Origin of the sequence: Allobosea sp. NPDC003192, from assembly GCF_050275675.1 — a bacterium.
In the GTDB taxonomy this organism is placed as follows: domain Bacteria; phylum Pseudomonadota; class Alphaproteobacteria; order Rhizobiales; family Beijerinckiaceae; genus Allobosea.
In genome coordinates this window covers 80,450-96,613 of the sequence record NZ_JBNNPK010000017.1, presented here as the reverse complement: position 1 = coordinate 96,613, position 16,164 = coordinate 80,450, and the positions used below count along the sequence as shown (strand labels likewise).

Below are 16,164 nucleotides of genomic sequence, written 5' to 3'. Positions count from 1 at the left end.
TCCAAATCGCGTTTCATCGCAGGTCGCTGAGCCTGCAGCCCGTTCGACGGCACCGCGCCGGCCTCCACCGAGGCAAGACAAGCGACCGCGCGCGCGCGAGCCATGGCCTTTTCAGACCGCGTCACCAATCTTCACCCCACGGGGTTCGCCGCGCGCCGCCAACTGAACGCCGGGTGCATCATCCTGGAATCCTGTCCCGAACAGTCGGGCAATGGCGGCACTGGCCACGGCGCCGCCAACCAGCGGGATGAGTACGATCAAGAAAATCTGGTAGAGGGGCAAATTCAACGAGATCAGGATGCCGCCGACGATCGGGCCACTCACCGCACCGAGCCTCCCGACGGCGAAGGCCCAACCGGATCCATTGGTGCGGAAAGCGGTCGGATAGATCAGCGCCGATGCGGCGTTGAGCCCAAGTTGGATGCCCAGCAGGCAGAAGCCCGCGAAGAAGAGGGCGACCATAAGCAGCGGCGCGATGCCGATCAGGAAGCCTAGCGAACCAACGATCGGCAGCGACAAGACGAACAGCAGCGTCACCGGCGTGAAGCCGTATTTGTCCAGGGGGCGGGCGATCGCGAGACCGCCAACAGTGCCGCCGATCTGGAACAGCGAAGTGGCAAGTGCCGCTTGCGATGACTGGATGCCCGCGCTGGCCAGGACCGTCGGCAGCCAGCTGTTGGTGAAGTAGAACGCCGTTTGGCAGCAGATGAACATCATCCACAGAAGCGGGGTCAAATAAGCCAGCCGACCCGTGAACAGAAGCTTCGGCGTAAAGCCTGAGTAGGCCGTCTCGCCTTTCACAACGAAACGCGTCTCTGGCCCGATTGGCATAGCGGGCGCGAGCTTTCTCACAACGCGAGCGATCTTTTCGCGCCGGCGGTTGTTCAGGACCATGAACTTCAAGGATTCGGGCAGGATAGCGATTGAAAGGATCGCGATGGCAATTGGCGCGGCGCCGCCGATCAGGAAGAGGACCTGCCACCCGTATAGGGGCACGAGCGTCGCGGAAACGAGGCCCGGGAGTGCTCCGCCAAGAGTAACGCCCGTGAACATAATGATGATCATGGTCGCACGGGTCCGCCGAGGTGCGAACTCGCCATTCAAGGCGGCAATATTCGGGAGCAGACCGCCGATCCCTATCCCGGCCAGAAACCGCAGATAGATAAGATCCGTTACCGAGCCCGCCCTCGTGCAGGCGAGGGTGAACAGGCCGAAGGTGAAGCAGGAGCCGATGATTGCGATCTTTCGGCCGAACCTGTCACCGACGTACCCATAGAGCGGTGCCCCGAAGAGAATGCCGAGAAGGCTCGCGCTAAAAGCAGAGCCCAGCGCGGCCATGCTCGTAATTCCCCATTCCCGCACCAGGAATGGTCCCGCGAAGGCGACGGCGGTGATGTCGTAGCCATCGAGAAGCGTGATCAAAAGCGACAGCAGCAGCAGTCGGATATTGAAGGCGTCGACGCGACGCTCGTCGATCAGGCGTGAAACGTCGACGACCTGCGGATCGGACATAACTTTCCTCCCTTGGCGCAACCGCAGCACACCATGGTGCTGTCGTTGCTTAGTTCTGTATTTCAGAACCGTTGTTCTATTTCTGGCATGCTAGCCGTATTGTCGCGCCGGAGTCAAGGGTACAGCCGAGTGCCTTCGGCTGCCTCGAATCTCGAAATGGGATGTGCGTGAAGGAAGGGCGCTCTGCCCGCTGATCGTCTGCGCCATCGCGCAAGGTCGCCACCGTCCTGCACACGTCGCAGCTGAGGCATGCGCACAGGCCGGATCGGTAAGGAGACAGCTTTTCAAAAAGCTGCCCTGGACCAAAAGCTCTGCGTTCAGCCGGAAGAGCGGCCTAGATTGTATGGCTTGGCTTGGCGGCTGCCCTGGCCGGAATAGCAGCGAAAGCCGATCGTTCAGCCTGAGGTGCTATGAAATTAGCGGCGGCGGTCGACGCAGTATTGCTGGTCGAGCCAAGGCCGATCCCACCGCTTCAAATCTACCTGTCAGCTCAGCCTATCCGTCAATACGGAGAGGTCCATCGTTAGCCAGCCTTTCGGCGAGACGCGCCGCCATACCGGAGGTCAGGTCCCGAACCCGGTTGAGATCGCGCCCCGTCAATCGCTGCTCAGGGCCGAAGCTGATGACGATTCCGATTAGCTTGCCAGCCTCGCCTTTGACGGCAGCACCGACAGCATTGACTCCCTCCATCCACTCGCCCCGCACGATGGCGTATCCGTCGCGTCGAACGGCTTCGATCCGAGCGAGCTGCTCGTCAACGAACGCCAGTGGGCGGCCGAGTTCCCCGCGAATTTTCTCCAACGCGGAGCGAGCCCAGACTTCGGGGCGAAATGCGAAGGCAATCTGCTGGATGGCGCTGATACCGCGCCCGCCCCGCATCACCTGGTCAAGGCGTTGGGAATCACCGACCCTGTAGTACACGCGGACCGTATGCGGCGTTTCAACCTGGTCCATGGTAATGACATTGTTGCCTTCGATGATCACGAAGGTGGCGGTTTCCCCGGTCTCGGCAACGAGCTGGCCGAGAAGCGGATGGACGAGCGCCAGCAGAGCATCGTACGAGCGCGGCTCGCGCGATAGCCGCCATAGCTTCGACGTCAGCTCGTACCGGTCTCCGTCGGCTTCCTTCGCTACGAAACCGGCTGTGATCAGGGTTTGAAGGAGCCGATGGACATTGCTCTTCGTGAGTGAAAGCTCGCTCGCGAGATCCGAGACGCCGCGCGATGCACTGCTCCGGCACATGGTCTCGATCAGCATCAAGCCCTTCATCAAAGTCTTATCGCCGCCTGGCACCGCGATCTTGCCAGGGGGCTCCGAATCCACTTCGGCACGATCCTTCATCGAAACAGGCACCCATTTCTCTGCGCAAACCATCAGCCACCGGAACGCATTTCCGGCGGCCAACAGCCCCTGCCCCGCTCACAGCCCCAAACTTGGCGGAGGTACAACTATCAAGGCTGCCCGATGCGTTCGAGCCTCCGCTCAGGCGACCGACTCGGCCAGGTCTTTTGCAACCTTAAACTTCACGATAGTCTTTGCCCGGACCTCGATCATAGCTCCGGTCGAGGGGTTGCGGGCTTGGCGCGCCTCGCGCTTGGCCGAAGACAGTTTGCCAACGCCGCCGAGGGTGATGTCCCGGCCCGACTTCAAGGTCTTCGAGGTTATGGCCGCAAGTGAGGCGAGCACAGCCGAAACGTCGGACTTGGACTTCCCCGAATCTTCAGCGATCGCAGCGATGAGTTCGTTCTTGGTCATATTTCGCTCCAGCTCGTGAATTCGTACGCGATTAGCTCGCCTTAGTGGTCTTGCCGCCAACAGGTGTCTTACGCCTCTGCTGGCCCAGGCCCATCTTCTTGGCCAAGGACGAGCGGGCCTCGGCGTAGGCCGGAGCCACCATCGGATAGTCCGTCGGCAGACCCCAGCGCGAACGATATTCTTCGGGCGACATGTTGTAGGCCGTCCGCAGATGCCGCTTCAATGACTTGAACTTCTTGCCGTCCTCAAGGCAGATCAAGAATTCCGGCGTAATCGACCTTTTGACGGAAATTGCCGGTGTTGGTCGCTCTTCGGCGACAGGTGCGGGCTCGGTGCCGAGGCCCGAAATCGCAGCATAAGTAGTGGCAATCAGACCGGGAAGATCAGCAACCGGCACGCTATTGTTGGAAACGTATGCTGATACGATATCGGTGACGAGCCCAATCAGGTTTTGGTTCTGGTCGGCCATTACTCTCTCCAATTCGGTGGAAAATCGACGCGTCAGGACAATAGGAAATCAACTGCTTCACGCACCGATTATGCCGTTTGAATCTAAGCTGCAACCCTTCTATTATTCGCGATCCGGTATCCAAACCGAACCACTATTCGATGCCCATCAGTTAAGACCTTTTGCCTACGCTAAAGCTCGTTCTTGCCGCGGCCGCGTCGGGAACAGGCCTCAAAAATCCGTGGCGTCGCGCAGGAACGAAGCCGACACCGGGAATGACTGCCCCGCTTGCTTGGCGAGGACTGTGGTGGTCCCGAATTCGCGACGATAAGCGGCCGGAGCCAGTCCCGTCCTCTGCCGAAACACCCGCGCAAAATGACTGGGGCTGACGAAACCCACCTTGAAGGCGATCACCTCGATGCCGAAGCGCGTCATCGTCAGACGCCGGCACGCGGTCTCGACTCGGATCCGCGTGACGTATTCGAGCGGCGTCTGGCCGGCCGCGGCACGGAAGGCCCGGTGGAAATGCCCGTCGGAAAGATCACAAAGCCGAGCCAGATCGGATATGCGCAACTCCGCCGAAAGCTGCGCTTCAACATAGCCAGCGACACGCTGCAACTGCCGGGATGGCAGCGGGGCGACCTTGGGTTCTGACGCGCCCGGGGTGGCGCCTCGACGCTCCAGATAGGCGCCCAAGGCGCCCAGCATCTGATCGCACCAGAGCTGATCGAGACCTCCGTCCAGCGCGCTCAGCCGATCGAATTCCGCCAGCATGCCGAGAATGAAATAATCCGACGGCGCGGCAAAGCTCGCGACACGCTCGAAGGCGCGCCCGGCCGCCGTCTGCGGTTCAATTGCCAGCGCCGCCCAGCGCCACTCCACGTCCCTGAGGCTGAGACGGCGACCGCAACCCGCGGGCAGGAACGAGATTGAGCCCGGCCGGTCGGGCCCGTCCAAATCCCGTCCGTCATCGGTGCGGAAGACATGGCGTTTCGCTCCCCCGTTCAAGGTCGCCATGACGAGGTGCTTAGCTCGACGCTGAGATTGACAATACGCGTTGCGCCGGCCCCCCGCTCAACACGACGTGCACTGGCTTGCCGACGCCGCCACGCCTCGGCGACGGCATCACGCAATTCGCTGCCGCAGTTCCGGCACGTCCAATCGGTGAAGGCGCGCCGTCGGACAGACGCGCCGGACGATCTCACAGAGATGCTGGTGGTGGGTAAGGTAGATCACCTGTCCGCTGCGCGCCATGTCCGCGAACAGGCGAAACGCTTCTTCGGCGCGAGAATCGTCGAAGGTCTCCATGATATCGTCGGCCACGAACGGCACAGGGCGGCGCGCCTTGGCGAATTCATGGTATCCGGCGACGCGCAGCGCCAGATAGAGCTGGAAGCGCGTGCCCTTCGAAAGTTCGTCCGCCGCCTTCGAGCCGCCACCGGCGGCAAGCGCGATCAGCGTCTCGCCATCCTTGCCGGGCTGCGCCGCGAGGCCCGAATAGGCACCCCGGCTGATCGTTCGGAACGCGGCCGAGGCCTGCTCCATCATCGAGCTCCGATGACGCTCCCGATAGATCGACAGGGCCTGCTCCGCCGCGGCGATGCCGGCGCGCAATTGCAGATAGCGCAGTACCCCCTCCTCGATCTCCAGCAAGGTCGTGCGGCGGCGTTCCTCGATCTCGGCGACCCTGGCATCGCCGCCGATGGCCTCGACCTGGTCAAGCGCAGTCGCCCGGACAGCGAAGAGCTCGTGGCAGTGCCGGTCCTGATCGTCGAAACGCACCTTCAGCTCGTTCCATTCGGCCTCCAGCGCCGGGCGAGCCGCGTTGTCGAGCGCCGCCTCGGCACCCGCGAGGTCGTCGCTGCGCATCGCCTCGCAGATGTCGCGCTCGGCTTCTCCCGCCCGCTCCTGCAGTGCCCGGCGCTGCGCTATCAGCTCCAGCGCCTTGGCGACATCGGCCAGCGAGCTCGCCTCGAAGAAGGCGATCATCCGCTCCGTTTGGCCGGCATGGATCCTGTGCTTTTCGGCCAGCCCGCGCTGCCGCTCCTCCGCGGTTTCCAGCTGGGCAGATAATTGCGCGCGGCGGTCCTCGCGGGCGCCCGCCTGCCGGACCCTGTCGACGATCTCCCGGACGCTATCGAGCACCGGCATCTCACGCGGGATGCCCAAGGCTTGTGCGAGAACCGCGACCTCATCGCGAAACGCAGCCTGGTCCTTCTCCATCTTGTCGATACGATCGACGAGCCCCGCACGCTTCTCCAGCGTCGGCGCGAGATCGGCCATCGCGATCAGCGTCTCGCGGACGACATCGAACGTCGGGACGGTGCCGTTCTCGCCAAGCCAGCAACCGCGGCAGGCTGCGGACCAGGCCTCGACCCAGTCCCGCTCATTCGCCGCCGCTTGTTCCGCCGAGCGTTCGCGCATCGCCAGCTCGCGCTGCCGCTCCGCCAGCTCGGCGTGGAGCCGCCTCATCTGCGCCTCGCTCTCCAGGCCGGCCTGGGCTTCCGCGAGCAGGGCGCCGACATCGGTCTCCTCTGCCGCGGCGACCCCCGCCCGCGCCAGCGCCGTCGAAAGGCGAGCCCGCGCCTCGCGGATGTCCGTCTGCGCCGCGTCCAGATCCTGTTCGGCGACCCGCACGGCCTCACGCGCCTCCAGCGCCCGGTCCCGACGCGGCAGCCAATCCTCGAGCTCCGGCAAGGACGGCACCGGCGACCAGGATGGCGCCATGACGCGCACGGCCTGCGCCACCTCGGCGTCGATACCGTCGAGCGCGGCCTCCGCCTTCGCGGCCAGTTCCTGCGAGCGGGCGAGATCGGCCTGCGCGACGGCCAGCGCCTGCCCGCTCTGATGCAGCCGCGCCAGCTCGGCCATATGCGAGAGGCGCCCTGCGCCGACCAGATCGTCCTGGCGCAGGGCGGCCTCGAAGACATCCGCCGACGCGGCGCCGAGGTCGCGGCGATGCGCGGCCCAGGCCTGTTCGCGGCGCGCGCGGATCTCGGCCGCCTCCCGATCGGTCACGATGCCGGTCGTCGCGGCCAGGCCAGCTCGCTCCGCCTCGACATGGCGCATCTGGGTCGTGAGCCGCTCGATCTCGTGGCGATGCTGGGCCAGCGCGACTTCGCTCTCGCGCCGCGACGCCTTCCACCGGTGCAACAGCTCAGGCCTGGGAACCGCCATATCGACGAGTTGCTCCAGCGTGCCCTGCCAGGGTCGCAGCGCCGACAAGCGCGCGTCCAGATCGTTCTGCGCCGATGCCCGCGCCCGCCCGGCGAGCCGCGCGCGCGGCTGATGGTCGGCCGATCGCAGAGCCTCGACCGTCGCCGCCAACGCCGCGACGGCGCGGGCCCGCTCTGGGGACTCCGGCTCGGCGCCCTCCGCCCGCGGCAGGCTGCCCGCGATCTCCGCGAGCCGGCGCTGCGCCTCGTCCCGTTCGTCGCCAGCGTTGCGCAGGGCGGCGTCGATGCCCGATCTGGCCTCGATCAGAGCGCGCAGCCGGCCCATCGTCGCGGCGGTCAGGACGAGGCGCTGCGGCTCGCCCTCCCCGTCGCGCTCGATCCGTTGCAGGATGCCGGAGACCTGCAGGTCGAGCTGGCGCAATTGCAGCCTGCGTTCGGGGATGTCCTTGTCCGCGGTGATGTAGCGTGCCCGCAGCTCGGTCAGCCGCTCCAGCCCCTCCGCCTGTCGAAGAGCGGCCTCGTCGATCACGGTCGCGGCGATCTCGGCACGCAGCCGCGCGATCTCCTCGCGGCTGGCCTGGCTCTGGACACCGAGTGCGATCTCGTCCTTCCGCAGCGCCGGCAATTCGGCCGTCCAGCCGGCCGGGGCTTCCGGCAGCCCGGCCAGGGGAGCCAGGCGCTCGCGGTCGGTCCGCAGCGCGGCAAGCCGGGGCAGCGCCGCGAGATGACGCTGGATCTCGTCCAGGCGCACCTGGAGGCGCGCACGCTCCGCGACCGCTTCGTCATATTGGCCGGTGGCACGGTCCCGCGTCTCGATGAGACGCGCATAGTCCGCCGCCAGCGTGTCGAACTGCTCGCGCTCGGCCTTCAACCCCGCGAGCCTTGTCTTGAGCTCCGCGAGCAAGCCACTGCGAGCCCGGAACTTGTAGAACCCCTCCGCCTCGGCCCGGAGATCGACGAGCTTGTGGCTGAGATGGGCGAGGCCGGCGCTGGCCGAAAACAGCAATTGCCCGAGATCGCCCTTGCTCGCCAGGATGCTCTCGCCGCCCTTCTCCAGGGTCTCGTCGTCGAGCGAGAACATGGTGCGATAGGCGTCGCGCTCGATCCCGCCGATCTCCGCGCGGATGGCAGCTTCGGGCAGCGGACGATCCTCGGCATCGAGCAGGCTGTTCTGCGGCCGCTTTATGCGGGCGAATTCGCGCGTCTCGCCGTCAAACTCCAGCGCCGCGCCGATCCGCATCGTGGCATAGGGATGCAGGAAACCGAACGCGCTCTGCGATCCGATTCCGAACAGGAGATCGAGCAAGGCCGAGAAGGTCGTCGACTTGCCGGCCTCGTTCGGTCCGTAGATCACATGCAGATCCGGCTCGCCTTCGCGCCGCGCGCCGAAATCGATGCTGTGATCGGTGAACTTGCCGTAGCGCGTCAGGTCGAGGCGGCGAAGGCGCATGCTCAGCCCTCCTCGCCCGCTGACTGAAGGCGCGCGACCACCGCCTCCGCGCCATCGCGGGCGAGGCGTGCGAGTTGCGCGCGGAAGGCCTCCTCGTCGGCGCCCAGCACGTCGCGGCATTCCTGCGGAAGCTGGGCCCGGATCTCCTCCGCCATGCTGGTCAGCGTCGCGGCGAAGGCGTCGGAGCCGAGGATCTGCTCCTCGATCAGGCGGTGGAGATCGGTAAGCGGGTCGCCGCTCGTCTCCCCCGGCAGCGCCGGCGGCTGGCAGGCGATCTCCAGCTTCTCCACCCAGCATGAGCCGATGACGGCGGCCCGGTCGTCAGCCTCGGCCTTCAGCAGATCCATGTCGCGGCGGATGCGCCAGGCCAGCGATGTCGCTCCCACGACCTGCAGCCGCGCGACCAGATGCGCGGAATCGACCGTGCTGCGTGTCGCCTCCAGGGCCCGCGCGACGCCCGAAACCAGCTGCCGCCAATCCTCCATGCCGGTCGCGTCGACCGTGACCCGCTCGAACTGCGCGACACTGGTCAGGCGCTCCTCGATCGTGATCGAGCGGTCGTCGCCGACCGTGACCAGCGAGACGGATTTCGGACCGGCCTCGTTGATGTCGCGGCCCTGCGGCATGCCCGGCATCGCAATGACGCAGGCATCCTCGATGATCGACCGCTTGTGGATATGGCCGAGCGCCCAATAGCGAAAGCCTGTCGCCCGGAGGTCGGCCACGCTGCAGGGCGCATAGAGATCGTGGCCCGAGGTGCCAGCCAGGCTGGTGTGCAGCATGCCGATATTGAACGCGCCCTCCACCGGCGGCCGATATTTGCCGAGCAAGCTTTCCGGGGCGTGGGGCTGCGCGAAGCTCAGCCCATGGATCACGATCGGGACCCGCCCGGCCGGGCCAGGAAGCTCCAACGCCTCGGCGCGGCCGCCGAAGACCTTGACCGTGTCCGGAAGCACCAGCTCCTTCGTGATCCGCGACATCGCGTCATGATTGCCGCGGATGACGAAGGTGCGGATGCCGGCCTGATCCAGCCGCCGCAGCTGCTCGGCCAGAAAGCGCGCCGTCTTCATCGAGCTCTGATCGCCGTCATAGAGATCGCCGGCGATCAGCAGCGCATCGACCTGCTCCGCGAGGCAGAGGTCGACGATCCGCACGAAGGCTTGTCGCGTGGCGTTACCGATCAGCTCGGCCAGCTCCGGATCGCGCAGCGCGAGGGAGCGCAGCGGTGAGTCGAGATGGATATCGGCGGCGTGGACAAAGCGGTACGTCACGGGCCCTCCTCACCCGAGGCTATTCTAGCAAGTTGTTGCTTATCTTGGCCTGGGTCGGCTGAACAGCGAGAAAAAGCTCACAACAAACCGCACTCCAGCTAACACCGCACTCCAGCTAAAGCTGCTCTGCCGCTGCCGCGCCAATACGATGCACCAAATGCCGTCACCCCGCCACCGTCCGAAAGCTGAGATTGCTGAGGTACCTCTCGCACTATTCCGGCGATAAGCATGGCGCGACCGGCACGCGTGTACTGTTACCCAAAAGGCGCTCCCGGCTTGTGAATCCGGGAAACGGCGCGAGCGAGGGACACTGAACGTTGGGGAATGCCGATTGCGCAGCGAGTGGGAAGCAAGCTAGTTTAGGAGCGCCATTCATTGGTGATCCAAAAATGCTCTGCGGAGGGGGCGCGGTGAGCAAGGTCTTTATATGTTACCGCCGTTCTGATGCTCCTGATGCCGTTGATCGGATTACTGATCGGCTTTCGAAATCTCTGTCTCGCGGCGAGCTGTTCAGGGACGTAAACTCAATTCCCTTTGGGTCCGATCTTCGAAGGCAAATTGAAAATTCCTTGAAGCAGTGCAAGATTTTCTTGTTGGTAATTGGCCCCGACTGGTTGAATGCTCTTAACAAGATTGGCGGCAGACGAATCGATGACCCCGCCGATTTCGTGAGAATTGAAATAGAAACAGCCATCAGTCTAAGACTCATAATCATTCCAATCCTTATAGGCGATGCCAATATGCCCGTCGAGACTGATCTTCCAGCTTCGATGAAGGAGATACCCTATCTTTTAGCGTTACGCATCCGACGCGATCCGGACTTTGATACCGATATCGAGAAGTTAAAGACAACAATCGGGCGCAATATTCCAAACAAAATAGGAATATTGAAAATTATTGTCACAATTTCTACTGTTATTATTGCCATATTATCAATGTACCTTGCATATTATTTCATACGAGACCAGGAACCGATCAAGCCACCCCCAGATCCAAATCGGATTTGCGATGATCAACGTAAAGTACCGTTTGTCGATACATCGAAGAATCCGCCTATTAGAACCATGATTTGCCCTTGAGGAGATCGCCGATGAATCAATGGTTTATGCCAGCTATTGGAATAATTTGGACCGTACTTTTCAGTTTCGCTGCCGCGAATGCTGCTGATACGGATGCCAATCGTAAGGAAGCCTTTACTGCAGCCAGGGAGATCATGGTAATTATTGGTGATAAGCAGTTTGAGAAATTATGGGACAAAAAGATAAGTGATTGGTTCAAATCCAAGAGTTCTGGCAAGCAATCGTTCGTTGCCAGCTTGACAATGGGCCGTGCAAACATGGGAGCTTTAAAGAAAGCAGAAATAATTGATGCTGGATATGCGGCCCAAGACTCCGGCTACACCGGCGATATATACTATGTAAACTTCTCGAATGAATATGATAATGCGAAATCCTACGAAAGAGTAGTTCTCATCAAGGAAGGGCAAGAATGGAAAGTTTCTGGCTTATTCGGAGTACCTCAGTAACAAGTCAAATAAGCTTTATTGAAACAATCAAAGAGATTTAAATTGATGAGAGCGTCACCTTATCGGTGCGATAGGAATATCGCGCCGAGCTACGATCGAAATCAAAAGGATCGCCAATAATCATATTGAAGTCATCACGAAATTCTTTGCTGAGCCAGGCGACAAGTAGGTCGCATTCATCCCTTTCGAACACCCGGTGTCCGCGGCCATTTTCATATCCGGCCGCTTCGAGGAGTTCGGCCGGAAGCTCAACGGCGGCGCGACCGAAATAAAGAAAGTGCTGCGACAGCAAGACTTTATTGGTCTTCGTGTCAGAGCGTGTGTTGTAGTCATCCTGCGAGCCGTCGGGCTGGCTATGGTGCGAGTCCTCCTGAAGCCAGGGATCCGTCTCACTCGCGCGATGATAAATGTTGTCGCCGACCGCGGTTTTCCGACTCCCGTTCCGGCTGGGCCTCTTTGCTCGATAAGCGGGATTTTCCCAATACTCGTCGTATGTGGCAGTTGCGGTTACCTTCATCGCGAAGACGCAGCGGCCAGTGGCTTTGAGGCGGACTCCGCCCATGCCGATGACCCAGTCGCCTACCTGGGCGGTGCTCCGCAGGTCGGCCTTGCAGGTCGCGAGGGTACAAGTCCCGTGAAACGGGTTAGGGGCGAATCCGAAATCGCGGGCGACGACGTAGATGTAAACCTTAGCCATACGCCATCAACAACGTGACGTCGCCATCTCGTGGACCTGACCACGCGAAGAGCCGTCGGGATTCTGGAACGGGCTGTCTGCACCTTCGATCGCATTCACGAGAGAATCCGATCTCCAGCTGACCAGGGCATCGCCGTACCGTTCAAATGCCTCGGGAATCTCGGCCTCGGTCCCACCGGCGTAGACGCCGACGATCCGCTTGTTGAGCCGGTTCGCCATCTCGATTTCCCAGTTCACCCACGGTCGAGAATGCGTTTTGGCCCCGATGAGCACGATAACGGTGGAGGCCCATCGCATCTTCATCCGAAGCAGCCGCTTGATGGTCGCTTCTTTGACGAGACCGGCATCGAGCCGCCGTTGGTTAGCGGGTTTGGCGCGGATTGAACTATTTCGAATGTCATGGCCGGCCCGAGACAGCATGCCTGAAAGACGATCCACATAACCATCATCGCGATGGTGATGACTGATGAAAACGTTCTTCCGGATCGGCATCTCTCCCCCCGTCTTGCGTGCAGAAACCATCTAAATGGTGTCTCCAACACCGCTTTGCTATGGGTTGAAAGGTGGGATTTATAGATCCTGCAATCCAACCGTCTTCGCCCGCTTTGACTAGCTGACTGCGAGACGGATCAGTCTCAGTGTTCCGCCGCAGTCACACAATAAGTGGCCTAACCGACATTACGTGTCAGCAGCGGCACCGGTGTCTGCGACAAATCGGCGGAGCGAGTGGCCTGAGCATTCGCACGATCGGCGGCCCACTGAGTCCACGCTTTACGCAGCAGCGCGTCCGTGCATGCCGCAGCGGCCTCGAACGCCGCCGACGCCCAACCCCTCCGCCGGGCACTGTCAGCGGCCGCGATCCGCAGGAGATCGGCATGACCTCGGGGAATGCCGTCGGCGAGTACGATTTTCTGCAGCTCAGGCAGCTTCAGCTTGGGTTCGGTGAGCGCGTCGAGCGCGGCACCGCACTCTCGTAAGGCTTCGGCGGCGCGGGCGCGGTCAAGTGCGATCGTGCAGTCGCTTCGCATCGGTGCAGAGGGTTCGATTGAAAACCTGTCGAGGTCCGCCTCATAGGCGTGGAGGCTGTCCGACATCAGAATGAAGTCGCCGAGCTCGACCCCGACGCAGCCTGCAATGTATTCCTGAATAATAGTAAACTGAATAATATTATAAGGCGTTCCTCTAAAAATATCATTGCTTCTCATTACCTGCAGCCATTCAAGGCGATTATTGCGGATCTTAAGTATCGAGCAGATGTTGCATGGGATATCCGGCGTGGCTGGGCTCCCGTCGATGCGTGGAGCGTCAATTCGGGGATCCCAGATCTGCAGAACCACCTGTCGTGAGGTCGGCGTTCCCGACAGAGCGTCTATCGCTCTTTCGATCTGGTCGAACCCGAAGCCGTCGCGAAGCCGTTTGCCATAAGCGCCGTGATAGGATGCTCCACCGCCGGCGTAGCGGGGAAGCGCCGGATTCCAGAAGTTCACGAACTGGGCGTCATCGCGACCGCCTAGTATCCAGAACGCTTCCGCGATCGCGAACGCCGGGTTGATGGCGGGGCGCCTGGAAAGAACCCAACGCTGGCGCGGGTCGGAGATTCGCAGCGTGGCATGAAGCACCTCAGCCGCATCGCCACCGCGACCGCTCTGCATATGGTCTCGCTCCGCCATGACAGCTTTGGCGGCCCCGATCCACGCTGCGTCTGCAGTTGGAGCGCGGAACGAGGGCAACGGTTGGGTTAGGTCCAGATGGTCTTGGCGACTATCAGTCATTCAACGACGCCTTCCGAACTTTATGCTCTCGCCATCTTTCGATGAACCATAGTCTCGACAGGGCCGACTGTCGGAGCGACCAGCGCGTATCCTACATGGACAGCGCCGATCGCGCACGGCGGCGGCGGTCGGCGGCCCGCCCAAGGCCGAGCTGTCCACATGTTCGTTCGGCGTCGGCTTGCGCGTCGCTCGCATCGCAATACCGCCCGGCATAGCTTGACGAGCCGTCATTTTTGAACCGTCGGGGCCACAGTCAGAGCATGTCGACAACCGCGAGGTTCCTGCACGTAACCGACACGCATCTCAGCGATGGCGTTCGAAGCGACATGATGGATGCGAAACTCGCGGTTCCCGACATCGAGGATCCGACGAAGATCGAAGCACTCAGAGTGACCGCCGAGCACCTGGCGGAGCGCCTCAAGATCCAGAATCGTCTTCTCGACGGCGTGCTGTTCACTGGTGACGCGCAAGACAAAGCCGCACCGCATGGTCACGACGAGTTGCGCAAGGTGCTCGAGGAGACGCTAAGCGACGTGATGCACCCTCACGCGCGCTTCGTCGCAACGCCCGGCAATCACGACGTGCCCAGGGGCAGCAGTCCGGGGGCCAAGGTGAGATATGCCGAGTTTACAAAGGCGTGGCGGGAGACCAAACCGGAGGCGGTCACGCCATGGCTCGATAAGATAGATGACCCCGACACTGACACCGACGAGGCTCGCCGCCTCCACAGTTTCGAGGATCCGAATGGGAACTGGGCGATCTATCCGATTAACAGCAGTAACTGGTCTCACACCCAGGTCGACATTCCCAGGGAAATCGAGAACGGGTTCGTAGCGCTACGCGAAGCGGTCGAGAAAGCCGGGGGCGACGCGTGGGCGAAAATCGAGCCGATAATCGAAGGACAGATTCGAGCGCCGCTCAAAAAACAGCTTCTGTTCGATATAGCGCACGTCTCTGAGCGGCAGCTTGAGGCGCTAAAGCCGATTATTCGTTCGGGAACAACGGCAGGAAAAACCCCTGTTCGGATCGTCGTGCTACATCATCATCTCATCGCGCCGACGTTGCGGGCGGAGATTCGTCCCTTTGCGGACATGATAAGTTTGAGTGGATTGCGAACGTATCTTCGACAAAATGAGATCGACATCGTCATCCACGGGCACAAGCACGTCGACGCGATCGCCTACGACTCGGTCTACGACCACGATCCGATCCAGACGAGCGACCCGCGCAGGATGCTGGTGCTGTCCGGCGGAACGTTCGACGGGCTCCATGGCGATAGCTCAATGAGCCTGATCGAGATCACCGGTCTTCCAGGCGCCCCGAACGTCGAAGTGGAGCGCATCCGCCTCGGACGACGGGGCCTCGACCTCAAGCAGGGCCCGCGCCGTTCGATGCGCCTATGGCGGACCAACGAGCAAATACCCGGCGGTCCTGTCGTCATTCATGGCGACAACATCGATGACGTCTACGCGCGGGCGGTTGACGCGGCGAGCAAAGAAGCCAATCAAGCTATGCTCATCGTCCACCTCGATCTTCCGGACCCGAAGGCAAACGGCGTCGATGACAGGGAGCGTTTGCCTTTCCCCTCGAGCTATCGCGTCCAGGGCGTCGGACCTCAAGAGGAAGAACGTCAGAGAGAGTGGGTCAAAGATCTTGCCGAATGGTGGCAGCTCTCGCGCTCCAACCTCGAAGCCCGGATCCCCTACATTCACGGCACGCGGCTGCGGCGCTTCGGCAATCAGTTCGATCAGATCAAGCGCATCGTCTCGCTGTTGAAGTCGGCAGGCGGCACCTCGCGAGCGGTCGCCGTGCTTGTCGATCCCCTGCGTGACTTCGAAGCCGCAGGATCGGGAGAGGAGTTTGCGTCTTTTTGCCTGGTTCAGTTCCGGCGGCGCGCTGGACAGCACGAGAGCGTCTACCTCGATTGCACCGCTTACTACCGCGCCCAGGAATTCAAACACTGGTGGCCGATAAACGTCGCCGAGCTGCGCCTTCTCCAGACCGAGGTCGCCAAAAAAGTGAACTGCGTCCCGGGGCGCATCACCACGATCGCTGCCGACGCGCGCGTGACGGCAACACGATCGCCTGGACAGGTCGCGATCCCCGTTATCGATCGCTGGCTCGATCGATCGCCGAAAAAGATCTTCGCTCTCGCGTGCTGTCTTTGCAGCGGTCTCCCTCCGACGGGCGACGTCAGCGTCCTCGAGGAATGGCGCCGATACCTGGAATCCCAGATCCAGGCGACGGAGTTGGCGCTCGTGAACGAAGAGGCTTCGCCGGTCGCCGTGAACTCGCTAGAGGTGCTAGCCACTTACATGGAGGCGCATCCGTCGCCTAAGGACGGGCTCGACGACGTCATCAAGACTCTCAAGAAGCTCGCGCGAGAGAACCGAATCTACGAGGCTTCAAGCAAGGATCTGCAGGCCTTCAACAACTGGGCGGAAGACGCGCGTTCGCTTTGCATGAGCCTGTTGAGCTCGAGCCCTCAGCTCCCAGCTCAGACCTCGGCCGTTGCCGGCAGCTATGACTAAGGCCGATTCGCCGAGGCGCACCCCGAA

General features: G+C 61.9%; 13 protein-coding genes. 3 read left to right on the top strand and 10 right to left on the bottom strand.

Features of this window, described 5'->3' with window-relative positions:
* Positions 1-111: 111 nt before the first annotated feature.
* The 7 genes from ACQKLX_RS21405 to ACQKLX_RS21375 all read right to left on the bottom strand — a co-directional run bounded on the left by ACQKLX_RS21405 (position 112) and on the right by ACQKLX_RS21375 (position 9,612).
* Entirely contained in the window at positions 112-1,512 is a 1,401-nt protein-coding gene (locus ACQKLX_RS21405) for an MFS transporter (protein WP_427363578.1), read from the bottom strand.
* Between the two features lie 495 nt (positions 1,513-2,007).
* Positions 2,008-2,916, bottom strand: coding sequence for an IclR family transcriptional regulator (locus ACQKLX_RS21400; RefSeq protein ID WP_427363577.1), 909 nt, complete (start codon positions 2,914-2,916; stop codon positions 2,008-2,010).
* A gap of 78 nt (positions 2,917-2,994) precedes the next feature.
* The gene (locus tag ACQKLX_RS21395) at positions 2,995-3,267 is read right to left on the bottom strand and encodes an HU family DNA-binding protein (RefSeq protein ID WP_427363576.1); all 273 of its coding nucleotides are present in this window, start codon (positions 3,265-3,267) and stop codon (positions 2,995-2,997) included.
* A 31-nt stretch (positions 3,268-3,298) separates the two neighbouring features.
* Entirely contained in the window at positions 3,299-3,736 is a 438-nt protein-coding gene (locus tag ACQKLX_RS21390; RefSeq protein ID WP_427363575.1) for a Ros/MucR family transcriptional regulator, read from the bottom strand.
* Positions 3,737-3,946: 210 nt separating this feature from the next.
* Positions 3,947-4,732: a helix-turn-helix domain-containing protein gene (locus ACQKLX_RS21385; protein WP_427363574.1), complete on the bottom strand. Its 786-nt coding sequence runs from the start codon at positions 4,730-4,732 to the stop codon at positions 3,947-3,949.
* A gap of 108 nt (positions 4,733-4,840) precedes the next feature.
* Positions 4,841-8,341, bottom strand: coding sequence for an ATP-binding protein (locus tag ACQKLX_RS21380; RefSeq protein WP_427363573.1), 3,501 nt, complete (start codon positions 8,339-8,341; stop codon positions 4,841-4,843).
* 2 nt (positions 8,342-8,343) lie between these two features.
* Entirely contained in the window at positions 8,344-9,612 is a 1,269-nt protein-coding gene (locus ACQKLX_RS21375; RefSeq protein WP_427363572.1) for a metallophosphoesterase family protein, read from the bottom strand.
* A 410-nt stretch (positions 9,613-10,022) separates the two neighbouring features.
* Here ACQKLX_RS21375 and ACQKLX_RS21370 point away from each other — a divergent pair, with 410 nt between their 5' ends.
* Both ACQKLX_RS21370 and ACQKLX_RS21365 read left to right on the top strand, forming a co-directional pair.
* Positions 10,023-10,691 carry a toll/interleukin-1 receptor domain-containing protein gene (locus ACQKLX_RS21370; RefSeq protein ID WP_427363571.1) on the top strand — a complete coding sequence of 223 codons (669 nt, stop codon included), beginning with the start codon at positions 10,023-10,025 and terminating at the stop codon, positions 10,689-10,691.
* An 11-nt stretch (positions 10,692-10,702) separates the two neighbouring features.
* On the top strand, positions 10,703-11,137 hold the full coding sequence (locus ACQKLX_RS21365) for a DUF4019 domain-containing protein (RefSeq protein ID WP_427363570.1): 435 nt from the start codon (positions 10,703-10,705) through the stop codon (positions 11,135-11,137).
* Between the two features lie 37 nt (positions 11,138-11,174).
* On the opposite strand, the gene ACQKLX_RS21360 is transcribed toward ACQKLX_RS21365, so the two are convergent.
* The 3 genes from ACQKLX_RS21360 to ACQKLX_RS21350 form a co-directional block, all read right to left on the bottom strand.
* Entirely contained in the window at positions 11,175-11,834 is a 660-nt protein-coding gene (locus ACQKLX_RS21360) for an Nmad2 family putative nucleotide modification protein (RefSeq protein WP_427363569.1), read from the bottom strand.
* Between the two features lie 6 nt (positions 11,835-11,840).
* Positions 11,841-12,356: a TIR domain-containing protein gene (locus ACQKLX_RS21355; protein ID WP_427363568.1), complete on the bottom strand. Its 516-nt coding sequence runs from the start codon at positions 12,354-12,356 to the stop codon at positions 11,841-11,843.
* A 146-nt stretch (positions 12,357-12,502) separates the two neighbouring features.
* Entirely contained in the window at positions 12,503-13,486 is a 984-nt protein-coding gene (locus tag ACQKLX_RS21350) for a thymidylate synthase (RefSeq protein WP_427363567.1), read from the bottom strand.
* A gap of 380 nt (positions 13,487-13,866) precedes the next feature.
* Here ACQKLX_RS21350 and ACQKLX_RS21345 point away from each other — a divergent pair, with 380 nt between their 5' ends.
* On the top strand, positions 13,867-16,137 hold the full coding sequence (locus ACQKLX_RS21345; protein WP_427363566.1) for a metallophosphoesterase: 2,271 nt from the start codon (positions 13,867-13,869) through the stop codon (positions 16,135-16,137).
* The last annotated feature ends 27 nt before the right edge of the window (positions 16,138-16,164 follow it).